This window comes from Mycobacterium sp. PDNC021 (genome assembly GCF_048282635.1).
Classification (GTDB): Bacteria; Actinomycetota; Actinomycetes; order Mycobacteriales; family Mycobacteriaceae; genus Mycobacterium; species Mycobacterium llatzerense.
Genome location: NZ_CP182502.1, coordinates 3734019 through 3757020 on the forward strand (window position 1 = coordinate 3734019; position 23002 = coordinate 3757020).

22 protein-coding genes are annotated in these 23002 nt (G+C 68.3%); 6 read left to right on the forward strand and 16 right to left on the reverse strand.

The genetic code is table 11. The features are described from left to right. Nucleotides 1–7 precede the first annotated feature (7 nt). Nucleotides 8–1219: an FAD-dependent monooxygenase gene (locus tag ACNO8X_RS17685; protein WP_418002060.1), complete on the forward strand. Its 1212-nt coding sequence runs from the start codon at nucleotides 8–10 to the stop codon at nucleotides 1217–1219. Here ACNO8X_RS17685 and ACNO8X_RS17690 read toward each other — a convergent pair. After that, entirely contained in the window at nucleotides 1216–2229 is a 1014-nt protein-coding gene (locus tag ACNO8X_RS17690) for an AraC family transcriptional regulator (RefSeq protein WP_418002061.1), read from the reverse strand. The genes ACNO8X_RS17685 and ACNO8X_RS17690 overlap by 4 nt on opposite strands. An 89-nt stretch (nucleotides 2230–2318) precedes the next feature. Between ACNO8X_RS17690 and ACNO8X_RS17695 the strand changes: the two genes are divergently transcribed. Genes ACNO8X_RS17695 through ACNO8X_RS17705 form a run of 3 tightly spaced genes read left to right on the forward strand, consistent with a single transcriptional unit; the run spans nucleotide 2319 to nucleotide 6312 of the window. Beyond that, on the forward strand, nucleotides 2319–3587 hold the full coding sequence (locus ACNO8X_RS17695; protein WP_418002062.1) for an amino acid deaminase/aldolase: 1269 nt from the start codon (nucleotides 2319–2321) through the stop codon (nucleotides 3585–3587). Further along, nucleotides 3584–4891, forward strand: a complete 1308-nt coding sequence (locus ACNO8X_RS17700) for a D-arabinono-1,4-lactone oxidase (protein ID WP_418002063.1) — start codon at nucleotides 3584–3586, stop codon at nucleotides 4889–4891. Before ACNO8X_RS17695 ends, ACNO8X_RS17700 begins: the two co-directional genes overlap by 4 nt. Nucleotides 4892–4899: 8 nt before the next feature. Next, nucleotides 4900–6312: an amidase gene (locus tag ACNO8X_RS17705; protein WP_418002064.1), complete on the forward strand. Its 1413-nt coding sequence runs from the start codon at nucleotides 4900–4902 to the stop codon at nucleotides 6310–6312. On the opposite strand, the gene ACNO8X_RS17710 is transcribed toward ACNO8X_RS17705, so the two are convergent. From ACNO8X_RS17710 to ACNO8X_RS17765, 12 genes are all read right to left on the reverse strand, one after another. Next, a complete protein-coding gene (locus ACNO8X_RS17710) occupies nucleotides 6282–8969 on the reverse strand; it encodes a fumarate reductase/succinate dehydrogenase flavoprotein subunit (RefSeq protein WP_418002065.1) in 2688 nt (895 codons plus the stop codon). The genes ACNO8X_RS17705 and ACNO8X_RS17710 overlap by 31 nt on opposite strands. Then, entirely contained in the window at nucleotides 8966–9721 is a 756-nt protein-coding gene (locus ACNO8X_RS17715) for an ABC transporter ATP-binding protein (RefSeq protein WP_418002066.1), read from the reverse strand. Before ACNO8X_RS17715 ends, ACNO8X_RS17710 begins: the two co-directional genes overlap by 4 nt. Before the next feature lie 28 nt (nucleotides 9722–9749). Next, nucleotides 9750–10616, reverse strand: a complete 867-nt coding sequence (locus ACNO8X_RS17720) for an ABC transporter permease (protein WP_260972037.1) — start codon at nucleotides 10614–10616, stop codon at nucleotides 9750–9752. Next, nucleotides 10613–12043 carry an ABC transporter substrate-binding protein gene (locus ACNO8X_RS17725; protein ID WP_418002067.1) on the reverse strand — a complete coding sequence of 477 codons (1431 nt, stop codon included), beginning with the start codon at nucleotides 12041–12043 and terminating at the stop codon, nucleotides 10613–10615. Before ACNO8X_RS17725 ends, ACNO8X_RS17720 begins: the two co-directional genes overlap by 4 nt. A 13-nt stretch (nucleotides 12044–12056) precedes the next feature. Beyond that, nucleotides 12057–12287: a 4Fe-4S dicluster domain-containing protein gene (locus ACNO8X_RS17730; protein ID WP_260939115.1), complete on the reverse strand. Its 231-nt coding sequence runs from the start codon at nucleotides 12285–12287 to the stop codon at nucleotides 12057–12059. Then, nucleotides 12284–13024 (reverse strand): GntR family transcriptional regulator, encoded by a 741-nt coding sequence (locus ACNO8X_RS17735; RefSeq protein WP_418002068.1) that lies wholly within the window; start codon nucleotides 13022–13024, stop codon nucleotides 12284–12286. Before ACNO8X_RS17735 ends, ACNO8X_RS17730 begins: the two co-directional genes overlap by 4 nt. Nucleotides 13025–13372: 348 nt before the next feature. Next, the gene (locus ACNO8X_RS17740) at nucleotides 13373–15622 is read right to left on the reverse strand and encodes a molybdopterin-dependent oxidoreductase (RefSeq protein WP_418002069.1); all 2250 of its coding nucleotides are present in this window, start codon (nucleotides 15620–15622) and stop codon (nucleotides 13373–13375) included. 75 nt (nucleotides 15623–15697) lie between these two features. Beyond that, a complete protein-coding gene (locus ACNO8X_RS17745; protein WP_418002070.1) occupies nucleotides 15698–16126 on the reverse strand; it encodes an ester cyclase in 429 nt (142 codons plus the stop codon). 68 nt (nucleotides 16127–16194) lie between these two features. Continuing rightward, nucleotides 16195–16734 carry a hypothetical protein gene (locus tag ACNO8X_RS17750; RefSeq protein WP_418002071.1) on the reverse strand — a complete coding sequence of 180 codons (540 nt, stop codon included), beginning with the start codon at nucleotides 16732–16734 and terminating at the stop codon, nucleotides 16195–16197. A 2-nt stretch (nucleotides 16735–16736) separates the two neighbouring features. Further along, on the reverse strand, nucleotides 16737–17204 hold the full coding sequence (gene nusB, locus ACNO8X_RS17755; protein WP_043392729.1) for a transcription antitermination factor NusB: 468 nt from the start codon (nucleotides 17202–17204) through the stop codon (nucleotides 16737–16739). Continuing rightward, on the reverse strand, nucleotides 17197–17760 hold the full coding sequence (efp, locus tag ACNO8X_RS17760; RefSeq protein WP_043392731.1) for an elongation factor P: 564 nt from the start codon (nucleotides 17758–17760) through the stop codon (nucleotides 17197–17199). The genes nusB and efp overlap by 8 nt, the downstream gene beginning before the upstream one ends. A 28-nt stretch (nucleotides 17761–17788) precedes the next feature. Then, nucleotides 17789–18892 (reverse strand): M24 family metallopeptidase, encoded by a 1104-nt coding sequence (locus ACNO8X_RS17765; RefSeq protein ID WP_418002072.1) that lies wholly within the window; start codon nucleotides 18890–18892, stop codon nucleotides 17789–17791. 33 nt (nucleotides 18893–18925) lie between these two features. Here ACNO8X_RS17765 and ACNO8X_RS17770 point away from each other — a divergent pair, with 33 nt between their 5' ends. Then, on the forward strand, nucleotides 18926–19447 hold the full coding sequence (locus tag ACNO8X_RS17770) for a B-4DMT family transporter (RefSeq protein WP_418002073.1): 522 nt from the start codon (nucleotides 18926–18928) through the stop codon (nucleotides 19445–19447). 170 nt (nucleotides 19448–19617) lie between these two features. Beyond that, nucleotides 19618–19995 carry a hypothetical protein gene (locus ACNO8X_RS17775; RefSeq protein ID WP_418002074.1) on the forward strand — a complete coding sequence of 126 codons (378 nt, stop codon included), beginning with the start codon at nucleotides 19618–19620 and terminating at the stop codon, nucleotides 19993–19995. 66 nt (nucleotides 19996–20061) lie between these two features. Here ACNO8X_RS17775 and aroB read toward each other — a convergent pair whose 3' ends face one another. From aroB to aroC, 3 genes are read right to left on the reverse strand one after another with little or no spacing between them, the layout of a single operon-like run. Then, nucleotides 20062–21141, reverse strand: coding sequence for a 3-dehydroquinate synthase (gene aroB, locus ACNO8X_RS17780; RefSeq protein WP_260939137.1), 1080 nt, complete (start codon nucleotides 21139–21141; stop codon nucleotides 20062–20064). Further along, on the reverse strand, nucleotides 21138–21773 hold the full coding sequence (locus ACNO8X_RS17785; protein WP_260939140.1) for a shikimate kinase: 636 nt from the start codon (nucleotides 21771–21773) through the stop codon (nucleotides 21138–21140). The genes aroB and ACNO8X_RS17785 overlap by 4 nt, the downstream gene beginning before the upstream one ends. A 4-nt stretch (nucleotides 21774–21777) precedes the next feature. Further along, on the reverse strand, nucleotides 21778–22974 hold the full coding sequence (gene aroC, locus ACNO8X_RS17790) for a chorismate synthase (protein WP_418002075.1): 1197 nt from the start codon (nucleotides 22972–22974) through the stop codon (nucleotides 21778–21780). Nucleotides 22975–23002 lie beyond the last annotated feature (28 nt).

Here is a 23002-nt window from a genome sequence, read left to right on the forward strand (position 1 = left end):
TTTCGCTGTGACCCAGCCGACCGTACTGATCAGTGGCGCCGGGATCGCCGGACCTGCACTGGCCCATTGGCTGGCCAAAAACGGCTACCGAGTGGTGATCGTCGAGGCAGCACCGGCCATCCGCCCGGGCGGGCAGACGGTCGACCTGCGCGGCGCCGGCCGTGAGGTCGTCACGCGCATGGGCCTGTTGACGGCGATGACCGAGCGCTGCCTGTTTCAGCGCGGCATCGCCTGGGTGCGTTCCGACGGCACCCGGCGCGCGGAGATGCCGGTCGAGGCCTTCGACGGCAATGGCATCGTCTCCGCACTCGAGATCCTGCGCGGCGACCTCACTGACGTGCTCTACCAGGCCACCCGCGAGTCGGCCGAATACCGATTCGGCACGCGGATTTCGGCGATCGAACAGGACGACGACGGTGTCCGGGCCACGCTGACCGATGGCGACGTGATCCAGGCCGACCTGGTCGTCGGGGCCGACGGCCCGCATTCCGCGGTCCGGCAGCTGGCATTCGGACCGGAAGAGCAGTTCATCCGGCGGTTGGGCGGCTACAACGCCTGGTTCACCGCGCCGGACATGATCGGCCTGGATGGCTGGTTCCTGATGTTCCAGGCCGCCGGCGGGCTCAACGCATCACTGCGGCCGGCGCACGACGCGGCGACAGCCAAGGCCGGCTTGGCGTTCCGGTCCGAACCACTCGAATACGACCGCCGAGACCCGGACGCGCAGCGGGCACTGCTGGCCGAACGGTTCCGCGACGCCGGCTGGTACTGCGACGAATTACTCAGGGCTGCAGAGCAATCCGAAGATTTCTATTTCGACGATTTCGTCCAGGTGCACATGGACACCTGGTCGGCGGGCCCGGTCACGCTGTGCGGCGACGCCGGGTACTGCGCGTCGCCACTGTCCGGCATGGGTACCAGCCTGGCCCTCGTCGGCGCCTACGTGCTGGCCGGAGAACTCGGGCCGGCCGCGACGCTCGACGCGGCCGGCATCGAGGCCGCGTTGCGGCGATACGAGACGGTCATGCGACCGTACGTCGACCGGTGCCAGGCCCTGCCCGGCGGACTCGACGGGTACGCGCCGATGTCCGAGCGCCAGATCGCCGGTGCCGCGTCCGCCATTAAATGGGTGCAGCGCTGGCCGCTGCGGCTGTACGCCGGCCGCAAGTGGTTCTCCACCGCCGAGTCGATCGACCTGCCGGATTATCAACCGGCCTAGGTGGTCGTCCGGTCATGCGTCGGCGGATGTCCGGTCCATTTGATGTACGCCCGGCGGAATTCCCGCGGGTCGGTGAACCCGACTTCGGTGGCGATGGCGTGAATGGGCATCGCCGTCTCCCGGACCAGGTAGCGCGCCCGTTCACTGCGCACCTTGTCGCGCAACGCGATGAACTGCTGTCCGCCGGCGCTCAGGCGACGGCGCAGGGTGCGTTCCGTGACGCCCAGCCGCTTGGCGACCTGAGCCATGGTCAGCGGATCGCGCACGCTGTCGCGCAACATCGTCTCGACCGTCTGCACCACGTCATTGGGCTGGTCGCCCCCGGCCAGCATGTCGCGGCAGGCGGCCACGGCGACCGCGTGCGTCGCCGGGTCAGCGCGCGGTAGCCGCTGCGACCACAGCGGATCCGCGAATGCCAGCCGGTTGGCATCGGCATTGAACAGGACCGGACAACCGAAGAACTCGCGGTATCGCTGCGCGTACGCGGGCGGCGGGTAACTCACCTGGACGTACGCGGGCGTCTGCTGGGGCAGCTCGAGCACGGTCCTGACGGTGATCAGCACGCTGCAGAACAGTTCCTCGCACAGGAAGGGCAGCAGTTCAGGTTCCGGATGGCGCTCATAGGCCCGCAGCGCGAAGCTGTCACCGATGAGCTCGGCGCCGACGTCCATCAGGCTGCCGGCGCTCTGATGCAGTTCCAGGCCGACTTGCATTGCCGCACCGAGGTTTTCCGCGGAGCGAATGGCCAGTCCGAGCACCCCGAACGACACGAACATGTCGCGGGCACCGACATCGATGCCGAGGCCCCGGTCCGGCATGGCTCGCACCGCATGCCGCAGGACGAGCGCCGCCTGCCGGAACGAGACCCGCGCATCGGGCGAGTTGAGCGTCGCGGCGGACAGACCCGCGGCCGCCAGCCACCGATCGGTGGGCAGGCCGGAGCGGTCGGCGACATCGACCACGTTGACGAGCACCGACGTCGGGATCAACGCCGCACTTTCCTGGCCCACCTCACCTCCTATACGTGTCCGGTTTTCCCCCCATTGTGGTCACCGATGCCCTCGTGCGCACCCCGCGACATGCGGTTAGCTCCCGATCCATGGTCACGTCACTGCCGGTCGATCTGTCGAAACCGCCTTCCGTCGAGGGGTCGTGGGCGCGTTCCGACACGTATTGGCCGGCATTGACGGCGGCAACTGCCCATCTGGACCCGCCGCTCGCGGCCATCGATCTCGGCGCGCTGCACCACAACGTGCACGACCTGCGCCGCCGCGCGGCAGGGACACCGATCCGGGTGGCGTCCAAATCGGTTCGGTCGCGGGCGATCCTGGACGCCGTCACAGCCCTCGACGGCTATGCGGGCGTGCTGGCCTTCACGTTGCCCGAAGCGCTGTGGCTGGCCGAGGGCGACGACGGGCACCCGCCGCACGACGACGTCGTCGTCGGCTACCCGACTGCCGACCGCGCGGCGATCGCCCGGTTGGCGTCGTCGCCGGAGTTGGCGGCGCGGGTGACGCTCATGGTGGACGACCCGGCCCAACTCGATCTGATCGACGACGTCGCCGCACCGGCGGCGCGGCCCGCGCTGCGGGTCTGCCTGGATCTGGACGCCTCATGGCAGGCACCCGCACTGGGGCATCTCGGGGTGCGCCGCTCCCCCGTCCACACCGCCGCTCAGGCCCGCACCCTGGCCGGGGCCATCGCTGCCCGCCCGGGCTTCTCGCTGGTCGGCCTGATGTCCTACGAAGCCCAGATCGCCGGCGTCGGTGACGATGTCCGGGGCCAGGCCGCACGGTCGCAGTTGATCCGCTGGATGCAGCGACGTTCCAAGGACGAACTGCTCGAACGTCGCGGGCTCGCAGTGGCCGCGGTCCGTCAGGTGACGGATCTGGAGTTCGTCAACGGCGGCGGTACCGGATCGATCGAGTTCACCGCCTCGGATCCCGCGGTCACCGAAATCGCAGCCGGCAGTGGCCTTTTCGGCCCCCACCTGTTCGACACGTACCGCGGGTTCACCCCCGCGCCGGCTGCCGCGTTCGCGCTGTCCGTGGTGCGCAAGCCGACACCGCAGATTGCGACGGTGCTCGGCGGCGGCTGGATCGCGTCCGGACCGCCGGCCAAGGATCGGGTGCCGCTGCCGGCCTGGCCGCGCGGGCTGAGTCTGCTGCCGGCCGAGATGGCTGGGGAGGTGCAGACGCCGGTCACCGGAAAGGCCGCCGCCGCACTGAAAGTCGGCGACCGCGTGTGGTTCCGGCACTGCAAGGCCGGTGAGCTCAGCGAGCACGTCGACCGATTCTTGTTGGTCGACAATGGAGAAACCGTCGGCGCGGCGCTCACCTACCGAGGCGAAGGGAAGACGTTCCTATGAGCGGGCAGCAGTGGACGAACTGGGGTCGGTGCGAGACCGCGCAGCCGACGGAGGTGCTGCGGCCCACCACCGCCACGGAGGTGTGCGACGCCGTCACCCGCGCCGGCGCGGCCGGCCGCCGGGTCAAGGTCGTCGGCTCCGGGCACAGCTTCACCGGCATCGCCGTCGCGCCCGATATTCAAATGGACCTGGGCGCCCTGGCCGGTGTCATCGGCGTCGACCGGGACCGCAAGCAGGTCACCGTCGGCGGCGGGACACCGCTGTGGCAGCTGACGCAACTGCTGGCGACGCATGGACTCGCACTCGAGAACATGGGCGACATCGACCGCCAGACCATCTCGGGAGCCATCTCGACCGGCACCCACGGCACCGGTCTGACCTTCGGTGGCCTGGCAACCCAGGTGGTGGGGCTGACCCTGGTCTCGGGCACCGGCGAGCTGGTCCGGATCGATCACGAGCAGGGCAGTGAATTGCTGCCGGCGGCCCGGGTCGGCCTGGGCGCGCTGGGGATCATCGTCGAGGTGACGCTGCAATGCGTCCCCGGTTTCGCGATCCACGCCATCGAACGCGTCGAAACTGTCGACGACGTCGTCGCCGCGTTCGATGAACGCTGCACGCAGACAGACCATTTCGAGTTCTTCTGGTTCCCGCACACCGACGTCGCATTCACTAAGGCCAATATCCGGCTGCCCGCCTACACCCAGCTCGAGCCCACCAACCGGGTCTCGCAGTGGATCGAGGAGGAAGTGGTGGAGAACGGTGTGCTTGGCGCGATCTGCGCGGTGGGCAGTGCACTGCCGGCCGCCGTGCCCATGCTGAACCGCACCGTCACCCGGTTCCTGTCCGACCGTGAGCACACGCAGCGCTCCGATCGTGTCTTCACCTCACCGCGGCGGGTGCGGTTTCGCGAGATGGAGTACGCCGTCCCCTATGAGTCAGTGGGCGCCGCGTTCGACGAGGTGCGCAGCCTGATCGCCGAACGGGACTGGCGCATCGGCTTTCCCATCGAGGTCCGGGCAGCCGCCGCCGACGAGAACTGGTTGTCCACCGCGTATGGGCGCCGCAGTGCGTACCTCGCGGTGCACCGCTATGTACGTGACGACCCGACCGAGTACTTCGCCGCGGTCGAGCAGATCATGCGCCGCTACGACGGGCGACCGCACTGGGGCAAGATGCATGGCCGCACCGCCACGGACCTGCGAGACAGCTATCCCCGGTTCGACGACTTCCTCGCGGTCCGCGAAAAGCTCGATCCCAGCCGGACTTTCGCCAACGACTACCTACAACAAGTACTCGGAGAGTGAGACCACCCATGACAACGATCCACGCCTTCGGTGATGACGCGCTCGGCGACCACGACGCCGTCGCCCTGGCCCAGCTGGTTCGCGACATGCAGGTCAGCCCGGATGAACTGGCCGCCGCCGCCACCGCCCGCGCCCAGCTCGTCAACCCCGAACTGCAGGCGGTGGCGTGCGAGACGCCGCCGCGGCACAGCACCGATCCGAACGCCGAATTCTTCGGTGTCCCAACGTTCATCAAAGACAACACCGACGTCGCCGGCCTGCCGACCACACACGGCTCGGAAGCGTTCACGGCCCGGCCCGCGAAGAAGGACGGCGCCTACACGACACAGTTGCTCAGCACCGGCATGACGCTGATGGGCAAGACCAGAATGCCCGAATTCGGTTTCAACGCCACCACGGAATACATGACCGAGAAGCCCGTCCGGAACCCGTGGCACACCGAATACTCCGTCGGCGCCTCGTCGGGCGGATCGGCTGCGCTGGTCGCCGCCGGCGTCGTGCCCATCGCGCACGCCAATGACGGCGGCGGCTCCATCCGCATTCCCGCCGCCTGCGCGGGTCTGGTCGGGCTCAAGCCCAGCCGGGGCCGGCACCGCGACGGTGAACAGGTGAGCCACCTGCCGATCAACATGATCTCCGAGGGTGTCCTGACACGCAGCGTCCGCGACACCGCGGCGTACCTCGCCGCCTGCGAGAACCATTGGCGCAACCCGAAACTGGCGCCGATCGGCCGGGTGAGCGGACCGGCACAGCGCACCCTTCGCGTCGGCGTACTGTTCGACAGCGTCACCGGCGAATCGGTCGACGACGCCACCCGGACAGCCGTCGAAGACACCGCGGCGCTGCTGGAGTCTGCCGGCCACGTCGTCGAGCCGATCTCGCTGCCCGTCACCGCCCAGTTCGCCGACGATTTCGTCCAATACTGGGCGCTGCTGGCCGATCTCGCGGTCGGCACCGGCCGGTTGATCCTGGACCGGTCCTTCGACGCCGCGAAGGCCGACGGCTTGAGCCTGGGGCTGCGCGCGCACCACCGCCGGAATCTGCACCGCACTCCGGGCGCACTGCTGCGACTGCGCGGCATCGCCGACCAGTACGCGCGGATGTTCGCGCGGCACGAAGTCGTGCTCTCGCCGGTGCTTTCGCACACCACGCCCCGCATCGGCTACATCTCGCCGACGGTGGACTTCCCCGAGCTCATTGACCGCCTGCGCCGGTATGTCGCGTACACCCCGCTCAACAACATTGCGGGCACCCCGGCGATCTCGCTGCCGCTGCACCGGTCCCCCGACGGCCTACCTGTCGGAGTCCAGCTGTCCGGCGCCTACGGGGATGAGCGCACCCTGCTCGAGCTGGCCTTCCTGTTGGAGGCCGAGCGGCCGTTCGCCCGGATTCAGGAGCTCGCCAGCGCGTGCCGGGCGTAGGCCCGCACGTCGGCATCGCCGTCTTCCAGCGCGATACCGAGCGCCGTCCGGGCAGCCTCCTCGGAGTCGGCCCACCGGGTCAGGCTGAGCACCGCGGCCTTGCGCACGTCCAAGTGTGGGTCGTGCAGCGCCTGTGACAGCGGTTCGACCGCGACCCCCGGCGCCGCGCCGGACAGTGCCCGCACCGCGCCCTGACGAATCTGCCACGCCGATTCCCGCAGGGCGCGTTGCACTTCCGGCACATCCTGCTCGGCGCAGCCGACGGCGGCCAAGGCGGCGAGCGCTGCCGCGCGCACCAGCGGGTCCCGGTCGGCCAGCAACTCCCGCACGGTGTCGGCGCCGGACCGCAGCGTCGCGAGCCCGTTGCCCGCAGCGATCCGCACCTCACGGTTGTCGTCGGCCGCAGCCGCGGCCACGCCGTCGACGTCATCGACCGAGACCAACGCCCGCACCGCTTCGATGCGCACGCGGTGGTCCGAATCCGTCACGGCGGCACGGTAATCGGGGGCAGCACCGGCACGGCGCGAACTCAGCACGTACAGCGTCACCGCCCGCACCACCGGGTCAGCGGAAGTCAAGTACGGGGCGACTGCCGCCGCATCGGGCAACACTTCCACCAGTTCCCGCAGGGCATCGGCCGCGGTGGCCCGCACCGCGCCGTCGTCGTCGCCGAGGGCAGCGACGAGCGGCGGCTGGTAGCCGTCCGGCAGGTTCTCCACCAGCACCGCGACAGCGGCGCGGCGAACACCCGCGTCGGTGTCCTGCAGGAACCCGGCCAGATCGGCGAGCGCCGGTTCCTCCAGCGCGATCACCTGAGCGATACGCGGCGACGGCGGCGTCGCCGGTTCGGTCGGCCGCAGGCGCGATCCCGCGGTCGCCGGCGCCTTGCCGCCGACCAGGTCCGGCTGGTGCACGTGCTGCACCGCGTGGTCCGACGGCAGGTGGTCCAGGTCGGGCACCGGCACGAAATACGGTGCCACCGGCCGCTTCAGGAACTCCATCTCCCCGTTCGCGTCCTTGCGCAGGTTCAGGTGATAGCGCCACTCTTCGTCGTCGCGCTCGGGGATGTCTGCGCGATCGTGGTACAGACCCCACCTCGATTCGGTGCGCGTCAACGACGACCGGGCCGCCATCTCGGCGCAGTCCCGGATGAACGACACCTCGACCGTCCGCATCAGCTCGTGCGGGGTGCGGGCGCCCATCTGCTCGATCTCCTCGGCCATCCGCTCGAAGGTGCGCACGGCGATGGACAGCTTGGTCGCCGTCTTGGGCGGGGCCACATAGTCGTTGACGAAGCGGCGCAGCTTGTACTCGACCTGCGGCTGCGGCGGGCCGTCCGGATGCCGCAGCGGACGGTAGATCAGCTCATGCGCCTCGGCCAGCTGATCCTGCGGAAGATCCACGGGTGCTTCGACGTCCGCGAGCGTGGACGCGGCGTGCTCGCCGGCCAGGTCACCGTAGACGAACGCCCCGATCATGTAGTTGTGCGGAACGCACGCCATGTCACCGGCCGCGTACAGCCCCGGCACGGTGGTACGGGCGTGCTCGTCGACCCACACCCCGGACGCCGAATGCCCACTGCACAAACCGATCTCGGAGATGTGCATCTCGATGTCGTGGGTCCGGTAGTCGTGTCCGCGGTTGGCGTGGAACGTGCCGCGCGTCGGGCGTTCGGTGGTGTGCAGGATGTTCTCCATCGCGGTGATGGTCTCGTCCGGCAGGTGGGTGACCTTGAGATAGATCGGGCCGCGGGCCGATTCGATCTCGCTCTTGACCTCGGACATCATCTGGCCCGACCAGTAGTCGGAGTCGACGAACCGCTCCCCCAGCGCGTTCACCTGGTATCCGCCAAAGGGATTGGCGACGTAGGCGCAGGCCGGTCCGTTGTAGTCCTTGATCAGCGGGTTCACCTGGAAGCATTCGATGCCCGACAGTTCCGCCCCGGCGTGGTAGGCCATCGAGTAGCCGTCACCGGCGTTGCAGGGGTTTTCGTAGGTGCCGTACAGGTATCCCGAGGCCGGCAGGCCCAGCCGGCCACTGGCTCCGGTCGCGAGGATGACGGCCTTGGCCCCGACCGTCACGAATTCGCCTGTGCGCGTGTTGAACGCGGCCGCACCGACGGCACGCCCATTCTCGGTCAGCACGCGCACCGGCATCAGCCGGTTCTCGATCTGAATCTTCTCGCGCATCGACCGCTGCCGCAGCACGCGGTACAGCGCCTTCTTGACGTCCTTGCCCTCGGGCATCGGCAGCACGTAGGAACCCGAGCGGTGCACCCGGCGCACCGCGTACTCGCCGTGCTCGTCCTTCTCGAACTTGACGCCGTAGCGTTCCAGCCGCTGCACCATGGCGAAGCCGCGGGTCGCGGTCTGATAGATGGTGCGCTGGTTGACGATTCCGTCGTTGGCCCGGGTGATCTCGGCGACGTAATCCTCCGGGGTGGCCTTGCCCGGGACGACGGCGTTGTTGACGCCGTCCATGCCCATGGCCAGTGCACCGGAGTGCCGTACGTGGGCCTTCTCCAGCAGCAGCACCTGGGCGCCGTTCTCGGCGGCGGTCAGCGCCGCCATGGTGCCGGCGGTCCCGCCGCCGATCACCAGGACGTCACAGTCCAGGCGGACGGGAGTGGCGAGGTCGGGGACCTCGAGGGTGCTCATTGGTGTAGTGCTCCAAGGATTTCGGCCCGCAGCTCGGTGCGGGCAACATCGGCATCACGGGGACTGGGAACGTCGAGCAGCGCGCGCAGCGGCTGCCCGGCGCGGCCGAGGACGGCCACCCGGTCACCCAGGGCGAGGGCTTCATCGACGTCATGGGTGACAAATACGACGGTGGTCGGATGGGCCTGCCAGGTGTCGATCAGCAGGTGCTGCATGGCATTCCGGGTCTTGGCGTCGAGCGCACCGAACGGCTCGTCCATCAGGACGGCCCGTGGAGCCCCGGCCAGTCCACGGGCCAGCTGGACCCGCTGGCGCATGCCGCCGGACAGACTCTTCGGCAGGAAGTCGGCGAACCCACTCAGCCCGACCTCGTCGATCCAGCGTTCGGCACGTTCGCGGCGGCCGGTACGCGGCACACCGCGCAGCTGCAGCGCCAGCTCGATGTTGGATCGCACTGTGCGCCACGGCAACAACGCACTGTCCTGGAACACCATGCCGCGGTCCCGCGACGTGGTGGTCACGAGCGCGCCGTCCGCGAGGACCCGCCCCGCATCGGGCTTCAGCAGCCCGGCCAGCGCCCGCAACACCGTCGACTTGCCACAGCCCGACGGCCCGGTCAGCACCAGGATCTCCCCCGGCTGCACCGTCAGGCTCAGCCCGTCCACGACCGGCTCGCCGGTGTAGGACAGTCGGATTCGGTCGAGTTCGAGGCGTAGGCCACGAATCGTCGGCTCTGCCAGTACGGCGCTCATCTGTGTCCTCTGCTCTTCGCGCGAGCGCTCATCGCGCGTTCTCCTCACCACGCGGCAGCCAGCGCGTCAGCCGCCGGCCGATCAGTTCCACCGCGGCCGATGTGCCGAAGCCCAGGGCTCCGATGGTGATGATCCCGACGAAGACGCTCGGGTAATCCAGCACGGTGTAGGCCTGCCAGGTGCGGTAGCCGACACCGAGCCGGCCGGAGATCATCTCCGCGGACACCACGCAGATCCAGGCCACACCCATACCGACCGACAATCCGCCGAACAGCCCGGGCAGCACACCCGGAAACACGACCTGCCGCAGCACATCCCAGCGCGAACCGCCGAGGGTGCGCACCGAGTCCTCCCACAGCGTCGGCAATGCTCGCACCGCATGCCGGGTGCTCACCATGATCGGGAAGAACGCCGCGAGGAACGTGATGAACACGATGCCGGCCTCGTCGGTCGGGAACAGCAGGATGGCCACCGGGACCAGCGCGATGGCCGGGATCGGCCGGGCCAGCTCGGTCAACGGTCCGACGATGTCGGCGAACAGCCGAGACCGGCCGAGCGCGATCCCGACCCCGGCGCCGATCACCGCGGCCAGTCCGAAGCCGCTGACGATCCGGATCACCGACTGCGTCAGGTCCAGCCAGTACTGGCCGGTGCCCACGGAGGCGACGAACTTGGCGGCGATCTGGGTCACGGTCGGCAGGTTGTCGAACCGCAGCCAGAACCGGACGTGGCCCGCGGTGAGCAGCTGCCAGATACCCACGGCCGCGGCGACCGACAGCGCCTTGATGGCGTAACTGCGCCAGGTGGCCGGAACCCGCCGCCGCGCCACCTCAGCCTCGGCAGTGCGGGCAGGCAATGACACCGCCGCTTCGACGCCGCCGGCTATTGCCGTCATGCCGCACCGACCAGAGCCTGCTGGTACGTCACCACCGACGAACCGGGATGGGCCGCCTGGTAGCGGTGCGCGCCTGCGGCGGTGTCGAACGGGACGAACTCCGCACCCTGCTGGACCCACACGGATTTGTCTGCCAGCCAACGGGTTCCGAATTCGGCGTCCGGCACGTAGGCGGCACGCACCTTGGCGCCCTTGGCCTCGGCCGCACGGATCGCCTTCAGCAAGCAGGTCGGGTTGGCCGCCGGCTGCGTGGTGTCCGAACCGTCCAGCCACAGCTCACCGGCCAGTGCCGGGTTGTCGGCCGCGATGTTGCACACCGGGTCGGTACCGTGCACCACCGACGGATTCGCGGTGCGGGCGACCTCGGCGTTGTAGTCGCGGCCCCGCTCGGACAGCGCCTTGCGCAAGGGTCCGTCCTCGACGAACTTGGCGACGTCCAGGTCGGCGAAGTCACCGATCGACTTCAGGTACGGCACATCGCCTTTCAGCGCATCCACGAGCGATTGCTTCAGCGTGGTGTCGAACCGGGTGCCGCCGGGACCGTTGTACAGATATACGACTTCCTGCGGCAAGCCGCTGCCCTGCGCGACGATGCGCGAGGCCTCGATCGGTTTGGTGTTGAGGAAGTCGGTGGCGTCGAGCTGCGCCTGCAGGAAGGCGTCGAGCACCTCGGGATGCGCGCCGGCGTAGGCCCGTCGCACCACGACGCCGTGCCAGGTCGGGTAGTTCAGCTCGGCCCCGTCGTACAGCAACCGCGCCTTGTTCTGGAAGACCAGCAGCCCCGGCCAGGCGACGAACTGCGAAAGGGCCTTGACCTGGCCGGATTCCAGTGCCGACGCGCCGATCTGCGGCTGCTGGTTGAGCACCTCGACGCCGGTCTTCGGGTCGATGCCGATCTTCGACAGCGCCCGGACCAGCGTGCCGTGACCGGCCGAGCCGACGCTGGCCGAGACCTTCTGGCCGGCCAGCTCATTCAGCGACTGCACCGGCGAATCCGGCGACACCACAACCATGTTCAGCGATCCGGTGGGGCTGGACCCGGTCACCGACACCAGCTCGGTCTTGGCGCGTTCGTTGCTCTGGGTCTTGGACCCGTTGATCAGCATCGGGTAGTCGCCCATCGATCCGATGTCGATCTTCTCGGCGACCATCTGGGCGGTGATCGGTGCGCCGGTGTCGTAGTCCTGCCATTCGACGTGGTACTTCTTGCCGGTCTTGGCAGAAATGTCACTGAGCCGATGTTCCAAATAGCCTTGCGCACGAAGCAATGTCCCCGCGGTGACGGTGTTGATGGTCTTGGACTGGTAGCCGACGACCACATTGACGACGTCGTCGTCCTTGCCGGCCGAATCGACCGAGCAGCCGGTGGCGGCCAGCACGACGCTGGCGGCCAGGGCGGAAAACCGAGCGAGATGCTTGCTTGTCATTGGGCTGGAGTCCTTAGCGGATGAGATAGGGCATGTTGACGGAGACAGCGCCGGTTGGGCAGCGTGCGGCGCACGGCCCGCAGTACCAACACTCGTCGACGTGCATGTAGGCCTTACCGTTGTCGGGGTTGATGGCCAGCGAGTCCAGCGGGCAGATGTCGACGCACAGGGTGCAGCCCTCGATGCAGAGCGACTCGTCGATCGTCACCGGGACATCGACTCGTTGGTTATTGACCAGCGTCATGATTCACTCCGTAACAGGTTGCCGCGCATGGTGATTCGGTCACCACGCAGTCGGATGTACTCGAGGTCGACGGGGCGCCCGTCGTCGAGCGTGGTGAGCCGTTCGAGCATCAGAATCGCTCCCCCGGCCGGGATGTCCAGGGTGGCCGCGGTGTGCGGATCGGCCGAAACCGCTTCCAGCGCAATGTCCGCCGTGCCCAGCCGCTGTGCGGTGACCTGCTCGATCAACGCGAACACGTCGTTGGTCTCCAGCGAGTGCTCGAGCACCGCAGCGCCGATGTCGGGCGCCAGGTATGTCAGATCCAGGCTCAGCGGCAGGTCGCCCAGGTAGCGCAGTCGCTCGATGAAGACGACGGGCTCACCGGGACCCAGCTGCAGCCGGCGCGCCACCGCCGCGGGCGCCGGCAGCTGCGTCGCGGCGCGGACCTCGTTGCGGACCTCGCCGAAGTCCTTGAAGGTTTCCTTCAGGCCGACCAGCGCGTGCAGCCCGTGATCGTACTTGCGCTGGGCCACGTGGGTGCCGACCCGCGGCCCCCGGTCGATCAGCCCTTCGGCCTTGAGGATCGCCAGGGCTTCGCGCACGGTGTTGCGGGATACCGAGAACTCGGCGACCAGCTCGGCCTCGCCGGGCAGACCGTCCGAGTAGACCCCGTCGCGCACCTGATGTCGCAGCACGTCGGCCACCTGCCGGGCGCGGTCGGCGCGCCGGCGCAGCGGGGTCGGATCGGTCGTGGGCATGCGGTTGACCGTAGGGACCTGCGGGTGTCAGGTCTGCCCCCGCAAATCGGGTGGCTCGACGGTACCCGCATTGCGCCGCCCCGGTACGCCCATGACCTGCACAAATCGGGGCCTCAACGACCATTGCGCCACCTCGAAAACCTGCGGCTGTTCGAATCTCGATGAATCGAAAGAGGCCTGCCAAGTGCGCAGTACTTCTCTGGCCGGTTTTCTCTCCGAGCGGGCGCAGTCCGCCGTAGGGCGGGCGTTGAGTGCGAACTGCGGTCGCAAAAGTTCGAGTGCCTATGTGCGTAGATTCGCAGTCAATGCGAGCAGGCGCGGCGAAACAGAGGGGCTCGTCCCTCCCTGTCAGCTCCCCGCCGCCGACACCGTCACCGGAATCCCGTTGAGCGCACCGTTACCCGACGGCTCGTCGATGAAGTCCGGCAGCGACAGGATGTTGGTGTTCACGCCGGGCGACGCGTTGGCGACACCGAGCCGGGTGCCCGGCTGTCCATGCCCCCAGCCGTGCGGCATGGACACCACACCCGGCTTGATCGCGTCGGTCACCTCGACGGGCACGACGATCTTCCCGGCGCCAGAGGCGACTTCGGCGTCGTCACCGTCCACGATGCCCCGCTCGGCGGCGTCGCGACTGTGCATCAGCAGCGTGCAGCGGTCGCGGCCCTTCATCAGCGCACCGACGTTGTGCAGCCAGGAGTTGTTGGACCGCAGATGCCGCCGGCTCACCAGCACCAGCTCGTCGTCGGCACGTTCGAGCCGCGCGGCCAGCCGCGGCAGGTCGTCGAGCAGATATTGCGGTGCCAGGCGAATCTTCTGGTCCGCGGTACCCAGTACCTCGGGCACCCGCGGCACCATCGGGCCGTAGTTGATGCCGTCCGGATGGGCTTTGAGCTTCTCGAGCGTCAGCCCGTCGGGGTTCTCGCCGTACCGATCGCCGAATGCCGCAGTCCGCAGCGTCAGGTCGAGCATGCGCTCCGGTCCGCCGCGGTCGTACTTCTTGCGGATCTCGGCGCCGTCGAGCCCCTGGGTGAAGCACAGGTAGTCGAACCAGCCGTCGTCCAGCGCGGCGATGTCGACATCCTCGGCCGGGGTGCCGGTGCACAGCCCGGTGAGCCGGATCAGAATCTCCCACTCCTCCGGCGCATCGGGGTCCTCGCGGTGGAACACCGGCGGCGAGTACCGGGCGAAGCTGTTGATGGCTGCGCCCAGCAGCAGGTCGGCGGAGTGCGCCTGCTCGAGTGCCGACGGGCCGGGCAGGATCACGTCGGCATGCCGGGTGGTCTCGTTGAGCCACAGGTCCACCGAGATCATCGCGTCCAGCTGCGGCAGCGCGCCGTCGAGTTTGTCGCCGCCCGGCGTCGACAGCACGGGGTTGCCCGCCACCGTGATCAGCGCCTTCAGTTGGCCCTCACCCGGAGTGACGATCTCTTCCAGCATGCACGAGACCGGCACCTGGCCCATGACCTCTTTGGCCCCGCGCACCCGGGTCTTGTACCGGCCGAAATTCGCCGCCCCATCCTCCAGGCCGGGGATGGTCTGGCTGGTGACGGTCCACGCGGTCGGCGTTGCGAACATCGCGCCGCCGGGGACATCGAAGTGTCCGGTGACGATGTTGACAACGTCGATCAGCCAGCTCGCGAGGCTGCCGAACTCCTGGTTGCAGGTACCGATGCGGCCGTAGACGACGGCGCGGGGCGTACCGGCCAGCTCGCGGGCCAGTTCCCGAATTCGCTGCGCCTCGATACCTGTTGCGGTGGAGACCCTTTCGGGCGACCAGTCGGCGACGGCCTGCCGCAGCTCGGGCACCCCGTCGAGGTGCTGCTCCAGCTGGCCGAGATTGACCAGCCCTTCGTCGAACACCGCATGGATGACGCCCAGCAGCAGCGCCGCGTCGGTGCCCGGGGTGATCGGCAGCCACTCGTCGGCCTTGGCGGCGGTCTGGGTCCGCACCGGGTCGATGACGATCACCTTGCCGCGCTTCCGGATTCCGCCGATGATGCCCATGATGTCGGGGGCGGCCAGCAGCGAGCCCTGAGAGGCGGCCGGGTTGGCGCCCATCACCACGAGTAGGTCGGTGCGCTGCAGGTCCGGGGTCGGGAAGGCCCACCAGCTGCCGTACATCAGGTGCGACGACAGGTTCTTCGGCCACTGGTCGATGGTGCCGGGCGAATAAGTGATCGGCATGCCGGACAGGCCGAGCAGGATCGCGGCGTACCGCGACAGCGAAAACGAGTGCGCCAGTGGGTTTCCCGTGTACGCGGCAACCGCGCCGATGCCGTGCTGCTCGATGACCGGCGCCAGCAGTTCGGTACAGCGGCGGAACGCGGTGTCCCAGTCGACCTCGCGCCACTGGTCGTCGACCTTGATCATCGGCCGGCGAATCCGGTCCGGGTCCTCGTGCAGCGCACCCAGGGAGGCGCCCTTCGGGCAGATGTGGCCCGCGCTCCACTCGTCGGCCTTGTTGGGCCGGATGCCGGCGACCTTGCCGTCGGCCACCTGAATCTCCAAGCCGCACATGGCTTCACAGAGGCAACAGGCGTGCAGGTGCAGTCCGTCTTCGCCGACTTCGGCGATCACTCTCGGCTGGGTTCCCATGATTCGACTGTAACGGTGTTACTGAGACCTAGGTCACGAATGGTCCCAGTGTCCGGGAGAGCGGCTGCTGCGCCGTCAGACCGGGAGCTTCCCCAGCTGTTGCAGCACCGAGTAGAGATTGGCCACGCCCCAGTGGTCGGTGATCTTGCCGTCACGCACCCGCATCGCGTCGACCGTCTCGAACTGGATGCGCTTGCCCGAGGGCGCGAGGCCCAGGAAGTCCCCGTCGTGAGTGCCGTGATAAATCTTGTAAGTCGTCACGATGTCGCCATCGACTGTCTGCCAATGGATTTCGGGACGGAAGTCGCTGAACGCGCCGCGCAGCCGTTTGTAGAGAACCAAGACTCCGGCCTTGTCGGCAGAGGTACCCGGCTGCGGGGTGTGGTCGACGAAGTCATCGGCGAACAACTCCTCGAAAAGCTCGAAGTCGCCACCGCCCTGGACCTGTTCGGTGTTGCAGCGAACGACCGCCTTGAGGGTTTCGGACGGCTCGGCATTGCTCACGATCGGCTGCCTTTCTGTTGATTCAACCGAATCAACGTAATCGGCACGCCACTATTTCCGGTCGGCTTTTACAGCGCGTGCGAAAGCTCCCGGCCGAACTGCAGCAGCCGCTGCATCTGAGCGAGGCCGCCGTCGTCGACGGACTTGGTGTACCGGAACGATTCGCAGAAGAAATCGCTGTCGATCGCGGACTTCTGCCGGCTGCGGGTGATCAGCTGCGTGTACATCCGCAGCCGGACCTCGGCCAGTCGCCGGGTGCCGTCGACCAACACCTCGAACTGGGTGGTCAGGATGTGGTCGGTGATGGTGGACAACAGAATGGTCCGCACCGAGGTGTCCAACGTCCGGCGCAGCTGCTCGTCCTCGCCGCTGGCGTCGTCGTCGGCCCGCCACATGATCAGGCGCTCACCGTCGGTGAGGACGACCTCCTGCCACACGGCGTCGCCCCAGGACTCCTCGGACGCGCCGCGCGACATGATGAAGGACTTGATCGAGCGGAAGTCGACCACCGAGCGCAGCTGCTCGAGCGCCAGCTCCGGATCCCGCAGGTAGACCTTCGCCGCGTCCTCGACACTCGAGTACGGCGCCCAGTCCTGCGGTTCGTCCACTGCTACTCGCCCCGCACGGCCGCCGCCGCCGCCCGAATCTGCGGCGTCACCAGCATCACCTGGCCGAGGACACCGTTGACGAAACCGGGTGACTCATCGGTGGACAGCGTCTTCGCCAGCTCGACCGCCTCGTCGACGGCCACCGGCTCGGGCACGTCCGTCGCGTGCAGCAATTCCCACACCGCGACGCGCAGGATCGCCCGGTCCACCGCCGGCAGCCGCTCGAGCGTCCAGCCCTGCAGGTGCGCGGAGATCAGGTCGTCGATGTGCGCCGCGTGCTCGGTGACACCGTCGGCAACGGTCACCGTGTACGGGTTCAGCGCCGATACCTCGGGGTCGCTCTCGGCGATGGTGTTGCGCAGCTTCGCACCCTCGGCCGCGGTGATCCCGCGGGCCTCGGCCTCGAACAGCAGGTCGACGGCGCGCTTGCGCGCCTGGTGCCGACCCTTGTCGGAACGACGGTCAGGCATTGACCCGACTGATGTAGCTGCTGTCGCGGGTGTCCACCTTCAGCTTGTCGCCGATGTTGATGAACAGCGGGACCTGGATCTCGGCGCCGGTCTCCAGGGTGGCCGGCTTGGTGCCGGCGTTCGAGCGGTCGCCCTGCAGGCCCGGCTCGGTGTGTGCGACGACGATGTCGATGCTGACGGGAAGTTCCAGGTACAGCGGTGCGCCGTTGTGGAACGCGATCTGCACCTGCAGGTTCTCCAGCAGGAAGCCGGCGGCGTTGCCCACCAGGGTCTCCGACAGCGGGTGCTGCTCGAAGTCCTCGGCGTCCATGAAGACGAAGTCGCTGCCGTCGCGGTACAGGTAGGTGGCGTCACGACGGTCGACGGTCGCGGTCTCCACCTTCACGCCGGCGTTGAAGGTCTTGTCGACGACCTTGCCCGTCAGCACATTCTTGAGCTTGGTGCGCACGAAGGCCGGGCCCTTGCCGGGCTTGACGTGCTGGAACTCGGTGATCTGCCACAGCTGGCCCTCGATGTTGAGGACAAGACCATTCTTGAAGTCGGCGGTAGATGCCACGGTCGGTACTGCTCCTAGCTCTCTGTCGTCAGAGGATGGCCAGTTCCTTGGGGAACCGGGTAAGCAACTCAGGTGTGTGTGTCGTATCGCTGCCCACGACCAGCGTGTCCTCGATCCGGACGCCGCCCCGGCCGGGCAGGTAGACACCGGGCTCCACGGTTACCACAGAGCCAGCAAGCAGTGTACCGGCGGCGGCGGAGTTGATTCCCGGCGCTTCGTGAATCTGCAGCCCGACCCCGTGCCCGAGCCCGTGGGAGAACTGCTCGCCGTAGCCGGCATCGGTGATGACCTGCCGCGACGCCCGATCCACGGCCGACAACGTGGTACCCGGCACCAGCGCCTCCCGGCCCGCGCGCTGCGACGTCGCGACCAGGTCATAGATGTCGCGCTGCCACTGCGCCACGGGCGCCAGCACGAAGGTGCGGGTCATGTCCGAGTGGTAGCCCTCGACCAGCGCGCCGAAGTCGATCTTCACGAAGTCGCCGGCCGCCAGCACCGCGTCGGTAGGGCGGTGGTGCGGGATCGCCGAGTTGGCGCCCGTCGCGACGATGGTCTCGAACGACGGCCCGTCGGCACCGTGGTCGAGCATGCGCGCTTCCAGTTCACGGCCGACCTCCTTCTCGGTGCGGCCGGCCCGCAGCCCGCCGGATTCGATCAGGTCCTTGAGCGCGGCGTCGGCGGCCTCGCAGGCCAGCCGCAGGATCGCGATCTCGCCGGCGTCCTTGACCTCACGCAGTGACTCGACCATGCCGGGCGCCCGGACCAGCTCGATGTCCCCGCTGACCCGTTGCAGTGCGGCATGGGCGTCGACCGTCATGACGTGGCTTTCGAAGCCGAGCCGCTTCACCCCGGCGGCTTCGGCAGCGCGCACCAATTGCGGTGCGCACGCCCGCTCGATGACGACCTGCGCGTCGGGGGCCTGCTGTGCGGCCTGCGTCCGGTACCGCCCGTCGGTGGCGAGGACAAAGGTGTCCCCGTCTTTGTCCTGGTCAATGGGAATCAGCAGGGCTGCGTTGGATCCGGTGAATCCGGACAGATAACGCACGTTGACCAGGTCGGTTACCAGGATCGCATCCAGCTCGGCGGCCGCCAGCTGGCGACGCAGAATGTGGCGCCGATGGGAAATTGTCACGATATGTGACGCTACTCGCTACGCTGTCTGCTCATGAGTAAGTGGTTGCTGCGCGGAATCGTCTTTGCGGCGTTGATGGTGATCGTCCGATTGCTGCAAGGCGCGATGATCGGGGCCTGGGAAAAACAGTCTCTGATGATCAGCATCACGCTGGTCGTGCTGTACGTCATCGCCGCATTCGCCTGGGGCGTGTTCGACGGGCAGAACGACGCGAAGGCGCAGCCCGACCCCGACCGCCGCGAGGACCTGGCCATGGCATGGCTGGTCGGCGGCCTGTTCGCCGGCGTCGTGAGCGGCTTCGTCGCCTGGCTCATCGGACAGGTCTACGACAACATCTACGTCGACGCGCTGGCCGCCGAGGTCACCACGTTCGCCGCGTTCACCGCGCTGATCGTCTTCGTGGGTGGCGTCTGCGGCGTGTCGCTCGGCCGCTACTTGGTCGACCGCCACGCCCCGCCGCCGCCGAAGCACGACCACGCCGGTGAAGGCGGCGAACGCGCCGACACCGACGTCTTCGCCGCTGTCGCCGCCGACAAGAACGAAGAGCAGTCCTAGGCACCCACACAACAATCGCGGCCAGCCATCTCGACTGGCCGCGATTTTTTGTTGCTGGTCTGCTCTGCGGTAAGTCCTTCGCGAAAAAGTGTCAGACTCACGCGGCGTAACTCCTCTTACCCAGTGAGAGCGGCTCAACCGGAGCCGCAACCCGGCAAGAGGAGCACTTCATGAACACCAAGCGCAATCGCAAGAAGTCCGTCACCGCCACGCTTGGCGCGGCAGCCGCCGCCCTGGCCGCCCCGGCAGTGATGCTCATCGGGGCAGGAACCGCGCAGGCAGCGTCTTTGCTCGATACGGCAAGTGACGCGGCGGGCGTCACGGTCCAGATCACCTCGGCCGGGAGCGAAGGCCTGTGCTTCTACTCTGCCGAACCGTGGTTCGGCTGGCAGTCGGTCAAGCCCTTGCCGGTGTACAAGGTTCCGTTCCAGCTGCAGGCAGGCCAAAGCCACAACCTGTGGTTCCCGGGCATTCAGACGGGCACGACGTGGAAAGCCAAGGTCGAATGCCCGGTCGGCGGCACCGACTATTTCAATCCCGTCTACTGAACGCCGTCGGCATGGTGGTCCGGAACAACTCGCGACCACCATGCCAGTTGGCGTTCAGGAACCAGATCAGTCCTTCGCCACCACTGAATAGGCCGCCGCCAACAGCGACGGGTCCGGCCCCTCGAGCCGGCCCGGCTTGGCCAGCCCGTCAAGCACGACGAAACGCAGGACGCCCGAACGGGTCTTCTTGTCCCCCGCCATCGACTCGAGCAGCTGCGGGAAGGCGTCGCCGTCGTAGCTGACCGGCAGGCCCAGCGCGGTGAGTACCCGGCGGTGGCGATCAGCGGTGTCGTCGTCGAGGCGACCGGCCAGCCGGCCCAGCTCGGCGGCGAACACCAGGCCCACCGACACCGCGGCGCCGTGGCGCCACTGGTAGCGCTCGCGCCGTTCGATGGCGTGCGCCAGGGTGTGGCCGTAGTTGAGGATTTCGCGCAGTGCCGATTCCTTCTCGTCGGCGGCGACGACCTCGGCCTTGACGGCGATGGCTCGGCGGATGAGCTCGGGCAACACCGTACCGGTCGGATCCAGAGCGGCCTCCGGATCGGCCTCGATCATGTCCAGGATCACCGGGTCGGCGATGAAGCCGGCCTTCACTACCTCGGCCATGCCGGCGATGATCTCGTTGCGCGGCAACGATTCCAGCGTCGCGAGGTCGACCAGGACCGCCAGCGGCTGGTGGAAGGCGCCGACGAGGTTCTTGCCGGCGTCGGTGTTGATGCCGGTCTTGCCGCCGACCGCGGCGTCGACCATGCCGAGCAGCGTCGTCGGCACGTGCACGATGTCCACGCCCCGCAGCCAGGTCGCCGCGGCGAACCCGGCGACGTCCGTGGCCGCGCCGCCGCCCAGGCTGACGACGGCGTCCTTGCGGTCGATTCCGATGCGCCCCAACACTTCCCAGATGAAGCCGACGACGGGCAGTTCCTTGCCCGCCTCGGCGTCCGGGATCTCGATGCGGTGCGCGTCGATTCCGTTGTCCGCCAAGTAACTACGAATCGCTTCGGCGGTCTGGGTCAGTACCGGCTGGTGCAGGATCGCGACGCGGTGCCGTCCCTGCAGGACCCGGCCGAGGTCACCGAGCAGCCCGGTTCCGATGATCACCGGATACGGCCGGTCGACGTTCACCTCGACGACGACGGGTTCAGTCATTGCGAGCCTTTCAAACGTTTGGCCAGTGCCGCAGGGCTCGGCGGGGCCTCGGTGGTCGGTCCGGGGTTCAGGACCGTGGGCAGCCGGCGCCACGCCGAACGACGGCGGCGCCGGGAGTGCTCGTCGCAGCGCGGCTGCTCGAGCCGGTGCACGATGTGGCGTACCACGGCACCGGGATTGCGTCGGTTGGTGTTCACGCGGAGCGTGGCGACCTGCCGGAACAGCGGCACGCGCTGCGCCATCAGCTCGCGGTACTTGGTGCCCGGGTCGTCGCCGGCGAGCAGCGGACGGCCGCCGCCCGCGGTACGCCGAACACCTTCTGCCGCACTGATTTCCAGGTAGACGACGGTGTGGCCGACGAGCGCTTCGCGCACCTCCGGGGTGGTCACCGCGCCACCGCCCAGCGAGACGACGCCGTCGTGTTCGGCGAGCGCATCGCGGATCACGTCGGCTTCGATCTTGCGGAACACCGGTTCACCTTCGGCAAAGATGTCGGCGATGCTGCGACCGGTGGTCTCGACGATCTTGGCGTCGGTGTCGAGCATCGGCACCTGTAGCGCCTTCGCCAACCGCCGACCGATCGTCGACTTGCCCGAACCGGGCATGCCGACCAGTACAGCCTTGGGAGTCATCGGTTTATCCGGACATCTGCGGTTCGCGCTCATGCACCGCACGGAGGTAGTTCTCGACGTTGGCGCGGGTCTCGGTCAGCGAGTCGCCGCCGAATTTCTCCAGGGCGGCCCGGGCCACGACCAGCGCCACCATGGCCTCGACGACCACACCGGCCGCAGGCACGGCGCACACATCGGATCGCTGGTGGATGGCGACGGCCTCTTCGCCCGTGGCCATGTCGACGGTGGCCAGCGCGCGCGGCACGGTCGAGATCGGCTTCATCGCTGCGCGGACCCGCAACGGCTGGCCGTTGGTCATGCCGCCTTCGAGGCCGCCGGCGCGGTTGGTGGAGCGCGTGATGCCGTCGGGGCCCGGGTAGATCTCGTCGTGGGCGACGGTGCCGCGGCGCCGCGCGGTCTCGAAGCCGTCACCGATCTCGACGCCCTTGATGGCCTGGATGCCCATCACGGCCGCGGCCAGCTGGCTGTCCAGCCGGTTGTCGCCGCTGATGAACGAGCCGAGGCCGATCGGCAGTCCGCTGACCACCACCTCGACCACACCACCGAGGGTGTCGCCGTCCTTCTTGGCGGCCTCGATCTCGGCGATCATGGACTCTTCCGCGGCCTTGCCGAAGGCACGCACCGGGCTGTCGTCGATGGCCTGGAGGTCCTGTGGCTGTGGGACCGGGCCGTCGTAGGGCTCGGACGCGCCGATGGAGATGACGTGCGAGACGACGTCCACACCGAGCGCCTGCTTGAGGAACGCACGGGCGATGGTGCCGGCCGCGACGCGGGCCGCGGTCTCGCGGGCGCTGGCGCGCTCGAGGACCGGGCGGGCGTCGTCGAAGCCGTACTTGAGCATGCCGGCGTAGTCGGCGTGACCGGGCCGGGGCCGGGTCAGCGGCTCGTTGCGCGCGGTGTTGGCCAGCGCGGCCGGGTCGACCGGGTCGGAGGCCATGACGGTCTCCCACTTGGGCCACTCGGTGTTGCCGATCTGGATGGCGATCGGGCCGCCCAGCGTCTGGCCGTGCCGAACACCGCCGAGCAGCGTGACTTCGTCCTTTTCGAACTTCATCCGGGCACCGCGACCGTAGCCGAGACGACGCCGCTGCAACTGCGTGGCGATGTCGTCCGAGGTCACCGAAAGACCGGCCACCATGCCTTCGAGCATGGCCACCAGGGCGCGGCCGTGGGATTCACCTGCTGTGGTCCATCGCAACACGTGTCCCATTGTCCCATGAGGGGGTTTA